Source organism: Nocardia sp. NPDC049526 (assembly GCF_044465765.1).
In the GTDB taxonomy this organism is placed as follows: Bacteria; Actinomycetota; Actinomycetes; order Mycobacteriales; family Mycobacteriaceae; genus Nocardia.
In genome coordinates, this window is record NZ_JBITMA010000006.1 from 234,045 (window position 1) to 250,535 (window position 16,491).

Annotated in this window: 16 protein-coding genes; 4 read left to right on the forward strand and 12 right to left on the reverse strand. The window is 66.1% G+C overall.

Features of this window, described 5'->3' with window-relative positions; all coding sequences use genetic code 11:
- Positions 1-4: 4 nt before the first annotated feature.
- The 8 genes from ACIBW7_RS20750 to ACIBW7_RS20785 all read right to left on the reverse strand — a co-directional run bounded on the left by ACIBW7_RS20750 (position 5) and on the right by ACIBW7_RS20785 (position 7,624).
- A complete protein-coding gene (locus tag ACIBW7_RS20750) occupies positions 5-724 on the reverse strand; it encodes a hypothetical protein (protein WP_397048561.1) in 720 nt (239 codons plus the stop codon).
- Between the two features lie 27 nt (positions 725-751).
- Positions 752-1,255: a hypothetical protein gene (locus tag ACIBW7_RS20755; RefSeq protein ID WP_397048563.1), complete on the reverse strand. Its 504-nt coding sequence runs from the start codon at positions 1,253-1,255 to the stop codon at positions 752-754.
- Between the two features lie 350 nt (positions 1,256-1,605).
- The gene (locus ACIBW7_RS20760; protein WP_397048565.1) at positions 1,606-2,268 is read right to left on the reverse strand and encodes a PaaI family thioesterase; all 663 of its coding nucleotides are present in this window, start codon (positions 2,266-2,268) and stop codon (positions 1,606-1,608) included.
- 50 nt (positions 2,269-2,318) lie between these two features.
- Positions 2,319-2,684, reverse strand: coding sequence for a hypothetical protein (locus ACIBW7_RS20765; RefSeq protein ID WP_397048567.1), 366 nt, complete (start codon positions 2,682-2,684; stop codon positions 2,319-2,321).
- Positions 2,681-3,433 carry an ABC transporter ATP-binding protein gene (locus ACIBW7_RS20770; protein WP_397048569.1) on the reverse strand — a complete coding sequence of 251 codons (753 nt, stop codon included), beginning with the start codon at positions 3,431-3,433 and terminating at the stop codon, positions 2,681-2,683. Before ACIBW7_RS20770 ends, ACIBW7_RS20765 begins: the two co-directional genes overlap by 4 nt.
- Entirely contained in the window at positions 3,430-4,143 is a 714-nt protein-coding gene (locus ACIBW7_RS20775; RefSeq protein ID WP_063039356.1) for an ABC transporter ATP-binding protein, read from the reverse strand. Before ACIBW7_RS20775 ends, ACIBW7_RS20770 begins: the two co-directional genes overlap by 4 nt.
- On the reverse strand, positions 4,121-6,238 hold the full coding sequence (locus ACIBW7_RS20780) for an ABC transporter permease (protein WP_397048571.1): 2,118 nt from the start codon (positions 6,236-6,238) through the stop codon (positions 4,121-4,123). Before ACIBW7_RS20780 ends, ACIBW7_RS20775 begins: the two co-directional genes overlap by 23 nt.
- A gap of 15 nt (positions 6,239-6,253) precedes the next feature.
- Positions 6,254-7,624 (reverse strand): ABC transporter substrate-binding protein, encoded by a 1,371-nt coding sequence (locus tag ACIBW7_RS20785; RefSeq protein ID WP_397048573.1) that lies wholly within the window; start codon positions 7,622-7,624, stop codon positions 6,254-6,256.
- Positions 7,625-7,898: 274 nt separating this feature from the next.
- Here ACIBW7_RS20785 and ACIBW7_RS20790 point away from each other — a divergent pair, with 274 nt between their 5' ends.
- Positions 7,899-9,083 (forward strand): amidohydrolase family protein, encoded by a 1,185-nt coding sequence (locus tag ACIBW7_RS20790; RefSeq protein ID WP_397048575.1) that lies wholly within the window; start codon positions 7,899-7,901, stop codon positions 9,081-9,083.
- A gap of 73 nt (positions 9,084-9,156) precedes the next feature.
- The gene (locus tag ACIBW7_RS20795; protein WP_397048577.1) at positions 9,157-10,584 is read left to right on the forward strand and encodes a FadD3 family acyl-CoA ligase; all 1,428 of its coding nucleotides are present in this window, start codon (positions 9,157-9,159) and stop codon (positions 10,582-10,584) included.
- 2 nt (positions 10,585-10,586) lie between these two features.
- Here the strand turns inward: ACIBW7_RS20795 and ACIBW7_RS20800 are convergent, their stop codons facing one another.
- The 4 genes from ACIBW7_RS20800 to ACIBW7_RS20815 are packed head-to-tail and all read right to left on the reverse strand — an operon-like array spanning position 10,587 to position 14,208.
- The gene (locus ACIBW7_RS20800) at positions 10,587-11,447 is read right to left on the reverse strand and encodes an LLM class flavin-dependent oxidoreductase (RefSeq protein WP_397048579.1); all 861 of its coding nucleotides are present in this window, start codon (positions 11,445-11,447) and stop codon (positions 10,587-10,589) included.
- Positions 11,444-12,262 (reverse strand): mycofactocin-coupled SDR family oxidoreductase, encoded by an 819-nt coding sequence (locus ACIBW7_RS20805; RefSeq protein ID WP_397048581.1) that lies wholly within the window; start codon positions 12,260-12,262, stop codon positions 11,444-11,446. The genes ACIBW7_RS20800 and ACIBW7_RS20805 overlap by 4 nt, the downstream gene beginning before the upstream one ends.
- Positions 12,259-13,332: a mycofactocin radical SAM maturase gene (gene mftC / locus ACIBW7_RS20810; RefSeq protein WP_397048583.1), complete on the reverse strand. Its 1,074-nt coding sequence runs from the start codon at positions 13,330-13,332 to the stop codon at positions 12,259-12,261. Before mftC ends, ACIBW7_RS20805 begins: the two co-directional genes overlap by 4 nt.
- Positions 13,333-13,374: 42 nt before the next feature.
- Positions 13,375-14,208 (reverse strand): TauD/TfdA dioxygenase family protein, encoded by an 834-nt coding sequence (locus tag ACIBW7_RS20815; RefSeq protein ID WP_397048585.1) that lies wholly within the window; start codon positions 14,206-14,208, stop codon positions 13,375-13,377.
- A gap of 91 nt (positions 14,209-14,299) precedes the next feature.
- Here ACIBW7_RS20815 and ACIBW7_RS20820 point away from each other — a divergent pair, with 91 nt between their 5' ends.
- Together ACIBW7_RS20820 and ACIBW7_RS20825 are read left to right on the forward strand one after the other, a co-directional pair.
- Complete coding sequence (locus tag ACIBW7_RS20820) at positions 14,300-14,983, forward strand: TetR/AcrR family transcriptional regulator (RefSeq protein ID WP_397048587.1); 684 nt, start codon at positions 14,300-14,302, stop codon at positions 14,981-14,983.
- Positions 14,984-15,226: 243 nt separating this feature from the next.
- Positions 15,227-16,480: an amidohydrolase family protein gene (locus ACIBW7_RS20825; RefSeq protein ID WP_397048590.1), complete on the forward strand. Its 1,254-nt coding sequence runs from the start codon at positions 15,227-15,229 to the stop codon at positions 16,478-16,480.
- Positions 16,481-16,491: the final 11 nt, after the last annotated feature.

The following is a 16,491-nucleotide window of genomic DNA, read 5'->3' on the forward strand; positions in this document are numbered from 1 at the left end:
GGGGTTACGAATTGGCCGGAGCCGCAGGAGCATCGGTGACGTGCTGAGCCTGCAACTGGTTGTACTTCTCCATTCCGGCGGTAAGACCGACCGGAATAGCCAGGGCGAGACCGCCGACCGTGGCTCCGAAGCCACCCACCGCGACCGCGCCGATCAGGCAGGTCGCCGCGAGCGCGGGGACCGTCAGCGTGCCCGCCGAAATGAGCGTCATCAGAGTGCCGCCCGTCGCCATGCCGAACGGACAGCCCACCACGGCGCCGATCACCGAACCCACCGCGGAACCCACCGCAAAGGCGGCACCCATATGCGGATTCGCGGCCTCGACAGCCTGATTGAAGTTCGACATAGGATCACCCGCCACCGGCGCCGCGGCTGCGGTGATCGGAAGCGCCGCAGCTGCGGTGCCCGAGTCGGAGACAGCCGGTGCCGAGCCGGCCTCGTCCTGGATCGGAGATCCGGCAACGGTCCGGCCGGTAGCATCACGGACGTCGAATTGGCCCTGTTGCATGACTACAGTGCCGAAAGGCGTGCTGAGCACCGACTTTCCGATGGCGAGGTCGTCGCTGAAATGCACGCCGGGCGCAACGTCGGTGGTGAGGGATTGATTCTGCTGGGCATCGACGGCGACTGCGGTATCCGCGTCGGCGCGCGCGGCACCAGCGGCGATCGCGACCGCTGCCGCAGTCAAGGTGGTGACGGCCATGCCACGAGTCTTGAGGTTCATTGTTATCTATCTCCTGGGTCGGGTGAGCTATTGGGCCGAATCGGGATTCGGGACCTCTTCCGCGATCAGCCCCTTGGAACGCAGCGAGTTGTATTGCTGGCCAAAGGCATTGCTCATCGCGGGTGAGCCGGTGACGATGCTGCCGACGGTCCCGCCCAGGAAGCCGAGGGTGCTCGCACCGATGATGCAGCCGCCGACGATCCCTACCGGTGTCAATACGGCCGTCGGGAGCGTGAGGGCACCGCCGGTCACCGCACCCAACGGGCACCCGACGAGCACACCGATCGTCGTCCCGACCACCCGCCCGGCCGTGGAATCGTTGGCGAAGGCGCCAGTGATCGCGGTGAACGCGTTCAGGTATTCCTGCCCGGGATCCGCCGGCGCGGCACCGGCCTGCTGGGAACTATCGACTACCGCGACGGAGGACGGCGTGGCGGCCTGGTCCGGTTCGGCGGTCGCGGTTCCCGCGCAAATCGTGCTGGCCACGATCGCAACGGCCGCCCATCCGGCCGCCTTGGGTATCTGATGCATGTTGCTGCCTCACTGATATTGGAGCTGAAGAAGAGCGAGAATCACGATCTCATAGAACGAGAACGATGATGCCGCTAAGGGTGCAGCCGAGAAATAGAAAGACATCATGCCTATATGCAAGATCGGCATGGCTATGCACCGCGTAGCACCGACGGCTTGACGCGCGTCGTTTGCGACGGTTCACGGCCCCTACCCCTCGGCGGCCTTCTGTTGATGAACGGCCGCCGCGGCGAGTTCCGCATCTTCACGATAACCGACTTCTTCCCTACGCGAATCTCTCTCTCCATTGAGAGAATGTCATTCTTACAAGGGTTGCGGGCAGTTAGAGATGTTTTGCGAATATTTGGCGACTACTGCTGTCCGGGCAGCAAGGTGAGGAATAGCGCGTGCGCGTCGGCGCACAGCCGGTCGCCGTCGTGCAGGGTCGCTACCAAGAAGATCTTGCGCCCCTCCTGCCGCTCGACTCTGGCGCGAATGGTCAGCTCCGTGTCGAGCGGGGTAATGGACCGGTAGTCGACGGTCAGTGAAGCGGTGCGGATCGCCGCACCCGAATAGGCGACCCCGCTCATGCCGAGCACGGTGTCGAAGGCGAGCGCGATATGACCGCCGTGCACCGCCGAATTGCCGCCGAGATGGAAGCGGCGAAAGGTGATACGAGCCGACACGCCGTCGCGGTCGGAACGGTCGACGACGAACGGCGGCAGGGTGATGTTGCCGTTGGCGGGCACGTCGGGCCGGACCCAAGTGGGCACCGACCACTCGTCGACCAGGACCGTGTCCAACAGGCCGTTGAGCTCCTTGAGCGTGGTGATCGTTTCGAGCGCCACATCATCGGAGGGGCTGGCCAGTCGCACACGGTCCATCAGGCCGCGAATCTGTTCGATGAACTCCCCGTAGTGCGGACCGCCTCGGGAGATGTCGGGCGTGCGATCCAGCGACCGAGACCGCACCGGCCGAAACCCACCTTCGTGGTGTTCCTCGGTGGGTAACGGCTCGAACTGGCTCTCACTCATGAGAATTACATTATCGCCCGGCGCTGCCGCACCACGGACCGCCGCCCGCCCTACGGGACGGCGGCACCGTCGTGGGTGATCGCCTTTCCGTTCAACTGGTCACCCAGCTGCGCGAGATCGTAGGACTGCCTGGCCAGCCAGAAGCGCAGGAATCCGGTCAGCGAATAGCGCAGGAACAGCGCCGATCCCACCACGCTCGCGGCCACGCCGCCGAGTGCGAGGGTTATCGCATCACGTTGTGCCAGTGGGTCTTTGGTGCCGTGTGCCATGAAGTAGGACACCACGGCCACCAGCAGGCCGAGCACCATGAGGGTCACTCCGGTGCGCAGCCACAGCACGGCCCGGCCGGCCGCGGGGTCGGGGATCTTGGCCTCGTCGAGTTCGCGGACGAAGCGGTCCGCGCGTGTTTCGGTCATTCGGAGCTTCCTAAGTAGAGGGCCGCCAGTTCGTCGCGGATGCTGTCGGGGTGGCCTTGTTTTTCGATGCGACCGCGCACGAGCACGGCCGCGTGATCGGCGATATCCAGTACCGCCGCGGCGAACTGCTCGACGACCAGGACGGCCACGCCCTGGCGGGCGATTTCGGCGACCTGCTCGTAGAGCTGAGCGACCACCAGCGGCGCCAACCCCATGGACAGCTCGTCGAGCATGAGCACCGCAGGATCGGTGGCCAGGCCACGGGCCAGGGCGAGCATCTGCTGTTCGCCGCCGGACATGGTGCCTGCCGTCTGATCGGCCCGCTTCCCGAGAATCGGGAAGCGAGTGAAGGCGATCTCCTGGATCTCCTCACGGGAGCGACCCGTGAAGGTCATCATCAGCAGGTTGTCGCGGACCGACAGATTGGGGAATACGCCGCGTCCCTCCGGGATCAGGCACACCCCGGCCCTGGCCAGGTCGCGTGGGTCGGCACCGGTCATATCGCGCCCGCCCAACCGCAGTTGGCCGGACGCGACCGGATGCACACCGGCGGCGACCTGCAGTGTGGTGGTCTTGCCCGCACCGTTCGGCCCGAGCAGGGCGACCACCTGGCCCCCGACGACGCTCAGATCGATGCCGTGCAGCACCGTGATCGCGTCATAGGCCGCACGCACCTCGCGCAGTTCCAATAGCGGGCCGGCGACGAGATCCGGTGTCGCCGAGGCTGTTTCGATGCTGTCCACGGTCATGCCGCCCCCAGATAGGCCGCAAGGACGGTTTCGTCGCGCCGGATCACCTCGGGTGGGCCCGAGGCGATGACCTTGCCGAGGTCGAGTACATAGACCTCGTCACAGACATTCATGACCAACCCCATATCGTGTTCGACCAGCAGCACCGCCGTCCCGTCGGCGGCCAGCGAACGCAGTAGCGCCGCGAATCGTTCGGTCTCGCTGTGGTCCTGACCGGCCGCGGGTTCATCGAGCAGGATGAGCTCGGGTCGCGCGGCCAATGCCCGGCCCACCTCGATCAATCGGCCGGTCCCCGTCGGCAGCGCGTCGGCACTACTGTCGGCGACTTCGCGCAGATCCAACCGTTCGATGATCTCGTCGACGACCCGGGCGGCATGCCGACGCTGTGGCCCGAGTTCCGCGGCGACCAGCAGATTGTCACGAACGCTCAACCGGCCGAATAGTTCCAGCCGCTGGAAGGTGCGAGCCATCCCGAGCCGGGCGCGGCGGCCCGTGCCGAGCCGGGTGACATCGCGCCCATTGATCAGCACGCGCCCCGAGGCCGGTTTGCGCAGACCGCAGATCACATCGAAGAACGTGCTCTTGCCTGCACCGTTCGGACCGATCAATCCGGTGACATGACCGGCTTCGGCCACCAGCCCCGCGCCGTCGAGCGCGCGGTGGCCGCCGAAGACGACGCTCACATCCTCAACTTGCAGCAGCGGTGGCACGGCTCAGCACCTCCTCGTCCTGGGTCCGCCATGGCCGCCGAATCCCCCACCATTCGACCGGTAGTTCGGGTTCGGCCGGCACGCGCTGCCGCGCGATCCAGACGCGGGCTCCGATAACGACGAGCACCAATCCGAAGAACAAATGCCACCCGGTGATCACATCGGCCAGTCGAAGCACCCACAGCAGCACCGAGACGACCAGCACCACCGGCATCACCACACGATCACGGAACATCGGCAGCCATTCCTCCCGCATGGTGGCAATCGCACCCTGACCGAGCATGCCGCCGGCGAAGGCGATGCCACCCAGCGAAGGCACCACCTGGGACAGGTTCAACAGCGACGGCCAGAGCACCGGAATCACCAGCAGCGGCCCGGCGTACGCGACGCCGGTGAAGAACCCGCTGCCGACCGCGCCGAGACCGGCGATCACCACGATCAGGAAGATCGGCAACCCGGAAACCAGGTTGAAGTGATCGGAGGTGACCGCACGCAACTGCATGCCGTACAGCGCACCGCCGAGTCCGGCGATCGCCGCCGAGAGGGCGAACACCAGCACCTTCGCCATCAGCAGATTGCCACCGAGGGTCGCGTACGCGGCCTCGCTGTCGCGCATCGCGATCAACCGCCGCCCGAACCGGCTGCGCCGCAGCAGCGCTATCGCGAAGCCCGCCGCCGCCAGGCATACCGCCGCGAATACGGTCACCTGGGCGGTGCTGTTGAGATGCAGGCCGAACAGCCGTGGCCCGACCAGACTCACCGAGCCCTGTTCGAAGAAGTTGATCCGCACGCCGAATACGTGCACGGTCGGCAGGGTGAACACCCACCGGTCGAGGACGACCGAGAACGCCACCGTCGCCAGGGCCAGATAGACCCCGGACAGCCGGAGCGCGGGCAATGCGATCACCGCACCCACCGCACCCGCGACCACCATTGCCAGCAGCAATGCCCACCACTGCCCGTCCGCGCCGTACTGGGCGTAGATGACCGCCCCGATTCCGGCGATGCTGAGCTGACACAGCGAGATCTGCCCCGCGTATCCGGCCAGCGGTACGAACGACAACCCGATCACACCGAAGGCGAAGATCTGCCCGTAGGTGATCAGATCGGCCTCGCCGAGGACGGGGGCCAGCACGACGCCCAGCGCCACGACCACCGCCGCGAAGGCCGCCGATCCCGAAACCGTCGGCAGCGGCACCGGACTGAGGCGCCGATCCCGGCCGCGCAGCCGTCCGTGTGGGAACAGCAGCAGCGCGATGAACAACAGCAGCGCGGGCGCGGCCAGCCGCAGCCCCGGCAGATATTCGTTCTGCGGCAGATAGCCGGTGAGGTAGCTCTCCAGACAGCCGACCACGATCGCGCCGAGGAAGGTCATCGGCAGGCTGCGCAATCGGCCGAAGATCGCCGCGGTGTAGGCGCTGACGATCAGCAGCGACAGCTGGGGCGCATCGAGCGCGACGGTCGGCGCCACCAGGATGCCGCCGATCGCCGCCAACTCGATGCCCAGAATCCACGCCACTCGGTTCGCCCGCCGCGGGTCGGCGCCGGTCAGACCCACCAGCGCACGATCGTCGACCGTGGCCCGCATCTCCGCACCGGTCCTGGTGCGGTACAACAGGATCCGCAGTCCCACGGCCACCGCGATCGCAACCACCATTGTCAATGCCTGATGCCAGGTGATGGTGACGACCCCGAAGTGCATCGGTCGCTGTTCGGCGAAGAACTTCGGCAGGGTGCGGGCCGTGTTGGGGTCCCACACCCATTGGGCGAGCAGGATCAGACCACTCAGCAGGGCAATGGTCATCACCAACTTCTCCGCATCGCCGAGGCCCTGGGTAGGGGCCAACGCCCACGCGAAGAACAAGCCGAACAGCGGTGCGAATACCAGCAGCACCGCGGCGATCGACAACGGCGCGGGCACGCCCCAGCCGATATGCAACTGCCAGTACACGAACGCCGACACCATGCCCGCCGCACCGTGCGCGAAATTGAACACGCCGGTCGTGGTGTAGGTGAGCACCAGGCCGCTGCCGATGATCGCGTAGATCGCCGCGGTGCTCAGCCCGACGACGCTGAAGGCGAGGAATTGCTCCATTGCCGAACGACTCCGCTACTTGAAGTCGTTGATACCGAGACCGACGTCGGCGAGGGTCAGGCCCTTGCCGTAGTCGTTCTTGTACACGTAGGCGTTCATATCGCAGCGGTACGGACCGGTATCGGGCTTGAAATCGGTGGCCTGCTGCCAGCCCTGCGGGGTCGCCTGCACGATGTTGTAGCACTTCGGCAGCGCTCCGGTGGGCCGCAGATCCACCGGTGCCTGCAGACCGCCCGCGGTCCACGCCGTCTCCTTGCTGGCGGCGTCGTATACGCACTTGCGGGTCAACTGGTCGCCACAGCTCGCGGCCGATTTGGCGAAAAGCAGCCACGCGGAGAACGCGCGCAGTGCCGGATAGGTGACATCCTTACCGGGCGCGTACTTGGCGAACAAGTCCTTCACCAGCTTGACGTCCGGCACTGTCGCGGCCGCCTCGAGCGGCGCGATGCCGGCCAGATCGGCGAAATTGTTCTGCCCCGCAAGGGATTTGCCCGCCAGCTCCAGGAACTGCGAGTTGTAGGCGTTGCTGTTCGCGTCGATCCAGTCCAGCTTGTAATCCATGCCGGTCAGCACATCCTCGAGCTTGGCCAGGCTGCGGAAATCGCCGAGGAAGATCAGCCCCTTGACGCCCTTGCTCTTGATCGACTGCGCGTACGGCGTCCAGTCCGCGACACCGGTGGCCGGATAGAGCTCGTTGTAGACCACCGAGGCGTTCATCGCCGTCAGCGATTCCTGGAACTTGGGCACCATCACCTTGGTCGACGGTGAATCGCCGGTGATGATGCCGACCGCACCGGCCGAAGCCGGGTAGGTCGTGAGCAGCCACTGGTGATATCCGGTGTAGACGTCGAAGGGGCGAGAGGCCGACGCGCCGCCGCCGACCTGGAGGTCGGATCCGGAGTTCTTCACATCCACGACCTGCGCCGGGAAGTCCGGCAACAGGCACTTCAACCGATCCTCGGTGCCGAGCGAATCCAGCGCAGCGCCGCCACCGACCAGCGCGAAGTCCTCGCGGCAGGCCTCGATCATCCGCTGGCGGACCTCCCTGAGCTTCGCATCGCGCACGGTGGCCACCAGCTTGCGGCCGCCGATACCGCCGGCCGCGTTGCACCAGGAGGTGAAAACGTTTGCCGCATCGATGAATTCGGTGTTCTTGGTGAACCCGACGTCACTGAAGACACCGACCTTGATCTCGCCCGCGGTCACGCCCTGCGCGGACGAGCTCGACGGCTTTCCGGCTTGGCAGACATTCTTCAGATCACCGAAGTCGCCCGACGCAGTCGAGCTGGTGGTGTTGGTGCCCTCGACGTCCTCACCACCACGACTACAGCTGGCCGCCAGCAGCGCGGCTGCCAGCAGAGCAACGAGTATTCGCTGCGATTTCACGTTTCCTCCTCTACGGACGCCACCGCCGATCCACGATCGGTCGAGGTCACGTCCTTGTTCTTCATCGAGCGGCGCCCTACCGGATCTGGCACTCTCGCCGCTGGAAAAGCAGCTTTCCATATTAAGAGAATTAAGTGGCCCAAATTGGGAAATGTTGTCTGCATCAACCTTCGGCCCGCACGCCCAGGGCGCCCCGCGATGGCCCGCCAGCACCACCGATTGCCACCGAACGGGAATGAGAATAGGATTCTCACAAAAAGTGAAGGAGGATCTCATGTCGGCGCAAACCAAGTTGCCGTACCCGCTGTTCGACGCGGACAACCACATGTACGAGACCAAGGAAGCACTGACCCGCCACCTGCCCAAGCGGTACGAGGGCATCATCCAGTACGTCGAGGTCAACGGCCGGACCAAGATCGCGGTACGGGGGCAGATCAGCCAGTACATCCCCAATCCCACCTTCTCGGTGGTCGCGCGTCCGGGCGCCATGGAGGACTACTTCAAGAACGGCAACCCGGAGGGCAAGAGCCGCCGCGAGATCTTCGGCGAGCCGATGAAGGCCATCGACGCCTTCCGTGAACCCGGGCCGCGCCTGGCGCTCATGGACGAGCTGAAGGTCGACCGGAGCTTGATGTTCCCCACCCTGGCCAGCCTGGTGGAGGAGCGCCTGCGCGATGATCCGGAAGCCATCCACGCCATCGTCCATTCGCTGAACCAGTGGATGCTCGAGACGTGGTCGTTCAATTACAAGGACCGGATCTTCGCGGTTCCGGTCATCACCCTGCCGATCGTCGAGGAGGCGATCAAGGAGCTGGAGTGGGTCGTCGAGCACGGCGCCAAGGCGATCCTGATCCGCCCCGCTCCGGTGCCGGGCTTCCGCGGCCCGCGCTCGTTCGCGCTGCCGGAATTCGATCCGTTCTGGAAGCGGGTGGTCGAACTCGGCGTCGCCGTGACCATGCACACCTCCGACAGCGGCTACGCCCGCTACACCCAGGAATGGGACGGCGCCAACGCCGAGATGCTGCCCTTCGTCACCAATGCCTTCAGCATGGTCAACGAATGGCGGCCGGTGGAGGACGCCGTGACCTCGCTGCTGTGCCACGGTGCGCTGCTGCGGCATCCGGAGCTGAAGGTCGCCATCATCGAAAGCGGCGCTGCCTGGCTGGGCCCGCTCATGAACAAACTGTCCGAAACCTTCAAGAAGGCGCCCGAAGGCTTCGGCATGCAGAACCCGATCGAAACCATCAAAAACCAGATCTTCGTCAGCCCCTTCTACGAGGAGGGCGTGAGCGACCTGATCGACCTCATCGGCGTGGATCGGGTGCTGTTCGGGTCCGACTACCCGCACCCAGAGGGCCTGGCCCAGCCCACCCACTTCGCCGATATGCTCACCCATCTGCCGGTCGAGGATCAGGCCAAGATCATGGGCGGCAACCTGGCTGGTCTGCTCGGCGTATGAGTGGTCAGCCCGGGAGGCAGCAGCGAAGCGTGACCACGCAGGGCCCCGCTCATGCGCCGAGTAGGCACAGCGTATGACCTGGGAGACCATCCCGCAGTTGGTCATGAGCGCGGCCGACCGCTTCGGCGCCGCCGAAGCGGTCGTGGACGGACCATTGCGGATCAGCTTCACCGAACTGGCGGAACGGGTCCGCCGGGCCGCGGGGGCCTTCGCGGACGCCGGAGTCGAATCCGGTGACCGAGTGGCGATCTGGGCGCCCAATTCGGCCGAGTGGATCATCGCGGCGTTCGGGTTGCTGAGCGCGGGCGGCGTGCTCGTCCCGGTCAACACCCGGTTCAAGGCCGAGGAGGCCGACGATATCGTGCGCCGCAGCGGGGCGAAACTGCTGCTGGTGCAGCAGGGCTTCCTCGGCGTGGACTACGCGGGTCCGGACGGCGTGCCGGTGATCGACCTGAAGTCGGACTTCCTGTCCAGCGGTGCGCCGTTCGAACGGCGAGCGCGTGGCACGGATATCGCCGACATCATCTACACCTCGGGCACAACCGGAAAGCCCAAGGGCGTCATGATGAATCATCTGCAGACCCTGCGGCTGTATTCGGAATGGTGCGAACTGGCCGATCTGCGGGAGGGCGATCGCTATCTGATCGTCAATCCGTTCTTCCACACCTTCGGATACAAGGCCGGGATCATCGCGTCGCTCATCCGCGGCGCGACGATCCTGCCGGTCCCGGTCTTCGATGTCGATCGGGTGCTCGAGCTGGTCGAGCGCGAGCGGGTGACGATGCTGCCCGGTCCGCCGACCCTCTATCACTCGCTGCTGGAGGCCAAGGACCGTTACGAGCTGTCGTCGTTGCGGACGGCGGTCACCGGGGCCGCCGATATTCCGGTCGAACTGATCCGCCGGGTGCACGAGGAGTTGCCGTTCCGATCGATCATGACCGGATACGGGCTCACCGAGGCGGGCACCGCGACGGCGTCGCGCCCCGGCGACACCTTCGAGCAGATCGCGACCACCGTCGGGACCGCCTGCGACGGCATCGAAGTGCGCATCGCCGATGACGGCGAGGTGCTCGTCCGGGGGTACTCCGTCATGCAGGGCTACCTCGACGATCCCGAGGCAACCGCCGCGGCCATCGACCCCCAGGGCTGGCTGCACACCGGCGACCTCGGCAGCCTGGATTCCGGCGGACGGCTGCGGATCATCGGCCGTAAGAAGGACATGTTCATCGTCGGTGGCTTCAATGCCTATCCGGCCGAAATCGAAGGCGTCCTCCTCGAGCATCCGGCCATCGCGCAGGTAGCGGTCGTCGGCGTTCCCGACGAGCGGCTCGGGCAAGTCGGTAAGGCGTTCGTGGTAGCCACCGGCCCGATCTCCGAACAAGAACTGATCAGCTGGGCCAAGGCCCGTTTGGCGGGTTACAAGGTCCCGCGTTTCGCGAATTTCCGGGAAGCGCTGCCGTTGAACGCCACCGGGAAGGTGATGAAGGATCAGCTGCGGTAGGCCTACCGCAGCTTCCCGATCACCTTCGCCCCGAATTCGGCCGATGTCTCCGGTGCGGCGAAATCGGTGAACCACACATAGAACCGCTCGACGCCGCGCTCGACGAGGTCGCCGAAGTGTGCGACGAGTTGCGCGGCGTCACCGACGACAAGTCCGTCACCCAGCTGACCGAATCGCCGAGTGCTGCGCGCGTGCACCTCCGCGGCATCCCGGCCATGGCCGACGAAGCCGACCATCTGCTGGACAGATACCCGCGCCGACCCGATTTCGGGTCGCAGTTCGGTCAGCCGATTCAGTTGCGGCGCAGGCAGATTCCACCAGGTCGCATAGCCGCGCACCAATTCCAGCAGGGGTGCGCTGGTGCCGCCGATGACAATCGGAATCGGTGTACTCGATACCGGCACCTGCACCGGTCCTTCGGTATTCGGTGCGCCCCAATACTGGTGCAGCAGTTCCAGACTGCGCCGCAGCCGATCGCGTCGCGCGGCCGCCCGGTCCCGGGTGATGTCGAATCCCACCAGCTCGTGCGGTACCGAACCGGCGCCGAGGCCGAGCTCGAATCTGCCGCCCGATGCCTCCTGCAGCGTCACCGCCGCCTTGGCGAGTACTGCCGGATGCCGGAACGAATCGCACAACACCAGATGCCCGATCCGCAGCCGCTCGGTTCGCGCGGCCACCCATGCGGCCACCGTCATCGCCTCCCACAGCGGTAGCTGTTCGGCGCCGGGCGCGACCAGATGGTCGATGAACGCAATGCCGTCGAACCCGCTGGCCTCGGCCACGCGGGCCCGTTCAACGATGTCGTCGACACGCAATTTGATCTGCGGCAAGAACAGAAACCACTCGGGCGTCGGATTTTTCACAGCGCCAGGCCACCGTCGACGGCGACTGTCGCGCCGGTCATGGCGCTGCTGTCGGGCCCCGCCAGAAAGGCGAGGACGCCGGCGATCTCCCCCGGATCGAGCAACCGTCCGATCGGCTGTTGGCCGGCGAATCCCGTCACGTCGGGTAGCCGGTAGAGGCGCGCGATCTCGGCCAGCAGCGCGGTATCGGCAGAGCCGGGACTCACCGCGTTCGCGGTTACCCCGGTGCCGCCGAGCTCCGCGCCGAGTGCCCGAATCAGCCCTGTCACACCGGCTTTCGCCGCACAGTAGACGGCCAGCTGAGGCAGACCCTTCGTCGCGGCGGCCGAGGCGACGGCCAGGAACCGCCCCGATCGCGGTGCGGGCCGGGCCAGCAGTGCCGGAACGGCCGCCCGCGCCAGGTTCACGACCCCACCCAGGCAGACATCCAGGACCGCGTGCTCCTGCTCGATCGGCATCTCCCACAACGGAACTCCACCGGCGATCACCCCGGCCGCCGCGACCACCGCATCCAGCCCGCCCCAAGTAGCGACCGCCTCGGCCACCGCGGCCTGCAGCGCGGACCGATCGCGCACGTCGGCGATATGCGGCCGCACCGCACCGACCCGGTTCACCCGACTGCTCGCCTCGGTCGCCACCGCGACGAGTTCCTGTTTACTTCCCATCGGATAGGGCAGCGCGGGATCGTCGCTCGCCAGATCCACCGCGAGCACCGACCAGCCCCGAGACGCCAATTCCAGCACCGTCGCCGCCCCGATCCCCCGCGCGGCGCCGGTGACCAGCGCGACCCGCCGATGCTCCGAACGCGAAGTCACGCCGACCTCCGAACCGCCGGATACTCGGCAACCGGTCGATGTCGATGCGGATAATCCTGCGACAGCTTCGGCGCGGTCAGGCGGTCGATCCCGGCCGGCACCGAATCATCGCGTCCACCTACACGTTCCGTACCCGCCCCGCTGCGCTGCGGCCTACGCAGTTCGGTGCACAGTTCCGAGCTCTGCAGGATGGGTTCGAATCCGCCTGCGGCACGGATGTTTCCGGCGCGGTACCGGTCGTGGCCGGCGAACGGACCCGCGTAGACATCGCCGACCGGGTCGATCAGACACATCACCTGGCCCGCGCCGGGCACGGTCGATCCCGGCAGCGATTCGCCGAAGCCGGGCAGATCGTGCTCGCGCAGCCAGTCGACAAGCATTCGCCGCTGGTCCGCCGTCGGGTGCAACTCGTCCGAGGTGTCCGTGCCGCGGCCCGACGGGCGCAACGGGTTCAGTCGCAGCTGCGCACCGAACATATCGGCAATCGCCTCGAGCGCGTCGAGTTGGCCGACGTTGTATCTGGTCACGGCGACGGACAGCTCGAATCCATAGACGCCCGAGGAGGCGAGCAACTCCATCGCGCGCACCGCCGCCCGGTACGCTCCGGTGCCGCGCACCGCGTCGTTGACCGCCTCGGTCGCGCCGTCGAGGCAGATCCGCACGTCGATATCGCCGTTCCCGGCGATCCGCCGCGCGGCATGGGGCGTGACCCGAATCCCGTTGGTGGAGAACTTCACTCCGATGTGCTTGGCGGTGGCGTAGTCGATCACTTCCCAGAAGTCCGGACGTACGGTCGGCTCGCCGCCGCCGATGTCGACACGGCAAATCCGCATCCGCTCGAATTCGTCGATCAGCGCCGTGCATTCGGCGGTGCTCAGCTCGCGCGGATCGCGGCCGCGCGTACTGGACGAGCAGTGGATGCAGGACAGATCGCAGGCGTGGGTCAGCTCCCAGGTCAGGCGGGTCGGCGCGGCGACGGTTTCGCTGGTGTTGTCGATCATGGAGACTCCCGCGTCTTTGCTTGCGTCACCGAGTTTGGAAATGTTGTTCTTGTCATAGGATAATGACATTCTGCAAAGGAAACAAGGCAGGCGGGCCCCGCCCATTCGGTATCAGGCGACGGCTTCCTCGCCGACGAGGGTGGTGCGGTGCATCAACCGGCGTGAGCTCACCTCATAGTGCTGGGCACGGTGCAGCATGCCGGTGTTGTCCCACACCACCAGATCGCCGGGCCGCCATTGATGCTGCAGGGCGAACTGCGGCCGGGTCGACCACTCGAGCAACCGATCCAGCAGTGTCCGGCTCTGGTCCGCCGACATGCCGACAACCCGCGCCGCAGTCGCGCCGATCAGCAGCGACTTGCGGCCGTTCTTGCGCGTCCACACCAGCGGATGCACCCGGGTCGGCACCTTCGCCCAGGCAGCCCGCTCCCGATCCGTCGGATCCGGATTGGCCAGCGACTGCGCATGCGCGAAACTGTGCACCACGCGCAGGGTTTCGAGTTCGGCCCGCTCCGCGTCCGGCAGCGCCGCGTAGGCGGCGAAGGTATTGGCGAATTCGGTGCCACCGCCGTCGGCGGCCACCTCGAGCGCGGTCAGCAGAGTGGCCTGCTGCGGGACCGCGTCGGTCGCGCCATCGATATGCCAGAAGAAGGTGCCCTCCCGATAGGCGGCCAGCACGCTCTTGGCGGGATCACGAGTGATGGCCGATACCTCCGGATGCGCCTTCTCCCCACCGAACGGCGCCACCACGACCTCGCCGAGCAGGCGACTCAGCGCGACGAGCGCATCGTCGTCGATGTGGGCGTCGCGGTAGATCACCACCCCGTAGCGGTCGAGCGCCGCGCGCAGGTCGGCGGCAACGCGCAGGTCGACGAGTTGGCGGCCGGACAGGCCGGTGATTTCCAGTCCGATGTGGTCGGTCACGGGAATGGCGGTGACGGTCATGATGCGCCTCTTCGGTACGGCAGCACGCGGGTCTATGCCCTGCGAGTGCTGAACTAGTGCCCAAACTTGATATGTGCATATGCTTAACACCGTGACGGATGACAGGTCAAGAGGCCGGGCCAGCACGGACGAGCCGGCGGCCACGCGCGGCACCGCCCGGGTACGCCGGATCGGCGCGCAGGATTCGACCACCCGACTCGCCATCCTGGATGCCACCGCGCAGATCATGCTCGAGCAGGGACACGCCGCGGCGACGTCACGGCGGGTCGCCGCGCTGGCCGGGGTCAAACCGGCGCTGGTGCACTACTACTTCCCGACCATGGACGACCTGTTCCTGGCGGTATTCCGCCGCGGCGCCGAGGCCAATCTGGAGCGGCAGCGCCAGGCCGTATTCTCCGAGCAGCCGCTGCATGCGCTCTGGCAGCTCAGCCGGGAACCGTACGGCACCCGGCTACAGCAGGAATTCATGGCGCTGGCCAACCAGCGCCCGGCCATCCGCACCGAAATCGCCGCCTATATCGAACGTTTCCGCGATATCCAGGTGACCGCGCTGACCTTCATCGCCCGGGCCAACGGCCTCGACCTCACCGAACTGCCGCCGGTGGTGATTTCACTGCTCATCGCCAGCGTGTCCGGCGTCATCGCCACCGAGAATGCCGTCGGCGTCACGCTCGGCCACGCCGATCTGGTCGCATTCGTCGAGCAGTACCTGGACAGGTTCGAGGCGAGCGCATCCGAACGCACCGCGACCACGATCGAGGCCGCGGATTCGTGATTCGCGGCATGTGCTCAGTCCGAGTTTGAGCACTAGTTCAGCATTCAGGCCGGGGTAGCACGCCGCCCGCCAGCTCGTCGTCGAGATCCCGATGGGAATTTGTCGACCACGCCCGCGCGCAGGGTGTATGGTCGATCTCACGCGAGAGTGGCATTCTCCCAAATGAAGATTCGCCATCTCTCCGCTTGTCGAAGATCGGGGTGACGCACACCCCCGGCGTTCCCATGAACAGCGAGGAGTCACGTGAACATCGACGACATGATCCTGGTGAGCATCGACGACCATGTCGTCGAGCCGCTCGATATGTTCGACGGCCGGGTACCGAAGAAATGGGCCGATCTGGCGCCGAAGGTGATCGTCGACGAGAAGGGCATCGACCGCTGGGTCTACCGTGGGAAACCGACGGGTGTCACCGGGCTCAACGCGGTCGTTTCCTGGCCCGCGGAGGAGTGGGGATACGACCCGGCCGGTTACGCGGAAATGCGGCCCGGCGTCTACGACATCCACGCCCGCGTACGGGATATGAACGCAAACGGCATCCTGGCCTCGATGTGCTTCCCCACCTTCGCCGGATTCAGCGCAGGTCACCTGAGTCACTTCAAGGACGAGATCACCGTCGCGATGATCCAGGCGTACAACGACTGGCATCTCGAGGGCTGGTGCGATATCTACCCCGGCCGGTTCATCCCGAACGCCATTCTGCCGCTGTGGGATCCGCAGCTGGCCGTCGCCGAGATCCACCGCGTCGCCGCGAAGGGCTTCCGCGGCGTCACGATGGCGGAACTGCCGCACCTGCAGGGCAGCCCCAGCTATTTCGACGAGGACTTCTGGGGACCGGTCTTCGGGGCGCTGAACGAAACCGGTCTGGTCATGAACCTGCATATCGGCACCGGATTCGGGGCGCTCAAGCTGGCGCCGGACGCGCCGATCGACAATCTGATGTGCCTGGCCCCGACGGTCTCCCAGATCACCGTCCAGGATCTGCTGTGGGGTCCCGCATTTCGCAACTACCCCAATCTGAAGGTGGCGCTGTCGGAGGGGGGCATCGGCTGGATCCCGTTCTTCCTGGATCGCTCCGATCGCCACTACACCAACCAGCGGTGGCTGCGGCGCGACTTCAGCGGCAAGCTGCCGAGCGAGGTCTTCCGCGAGCACGTGATCGCCTGCTACGTCACCGACCCGACCGCACTCACCTATCGGGACGCGGTCGGGATGGACATCATCGCGTGGGAATGCGACTACCCGCACTCGGACTCGCTGTGGCCCGACGCACCGGAATTCGTGCTGAAAGAACTGAACGCCGCGCACGCCGACGACACCGATATCAACAAGATCACCTGGCAGAACGCGTGCCGTTTCCTGAATTTCGATCCGTTCGAGCACACCCCGAAGGAGCAGGGCACCGTCGGCGCGCTGCGGGCGAAGGCCGTGGGTTGGGATACCTCGACGACGACGCGGCAGCAATACGCCGAAGCCTATGCCCAGCAGGCACACTGATCGAGGAATGA

What these genes read in the sequence shown, in the direction of transcription:
- mftC (WP_397048583.1), bottom strand. Translation starts at nt 13,332, where the DNA reads ATGTCATTATCCTATGACAAGAACAACATTTCCAAACTCGGTGACGCA.
- ACIBW7_RS20760 (WP_397048565.1), bottom strand. Translation starts at nt 2,268, where the DNA reads ATGAGTGAGAGCCAGTTCGAGCCGTTACCCACCGAGGAACACCACGAA.
- ACIBW7_RS20780 (WP_397048571.1), bottom strand. Translation starts at nt 6,238, where the DNA reads ATGGAGCAATTCCTCGCCTTCAGCGTCGTCGGGCTGAGCACCGCGGCG.
- ACIBW7_RS20765 (WP_397048567.1), bottom strand. Translation starts at nt 2,684, where the DNA reads ATGACCGAAACACGCGCGGACCGCTTCGTCCGCGAACTCGACGAGGCC.
- ACIBW7_RS20795 (WP_397048577.1), top strand. Translation starts at nt 9,157, where the DNA reads ATGACCTGGGAGACCATCCCGCAGTTGGTCATGAGCGCGGCCGACCGC.
- ACIBW7_RS20770 (WP_397048569.1), bottom strand. Translation starts at nt 3,433, where the DNA reads ATGACCGTGGACAGCATCGAAACAGCCTCGGCGACACCGGATCTCGTC.
- ACIBW7_RS20750 (WP_397048561.1), bottom strand. Translation starts at nt 724, where the DNA reads ATGAACCTCAAGACTCGTGGCATGGCCGTCACCACCTTGACTGCGGCA.
- ACIBW7_RS20790 (WP_397048575.1), top strand. Translation starts at nt 7,899, where the DNA reads ATGTCGGCGCAAACCAAGTTGCCGTACCCGCTGTTCGACGCGGACAAC.
- ACIBW7_RS20755 (WP_397048563.1), bottom strand. Translation starts at nt 1,255, where the DNA reads ATGCATCAGATACCCAAGGCGGCCGGATGGGCGGCCGTTGCGATCGTG.
- ACIBW7_RS20815 (WP_397048585.1), bottom strand. Translation starts at nt 14,208, where the DNA reads ATGACCGTCACCGCCATTCCCGTGACCGACCACATCGGACTGGAAATC.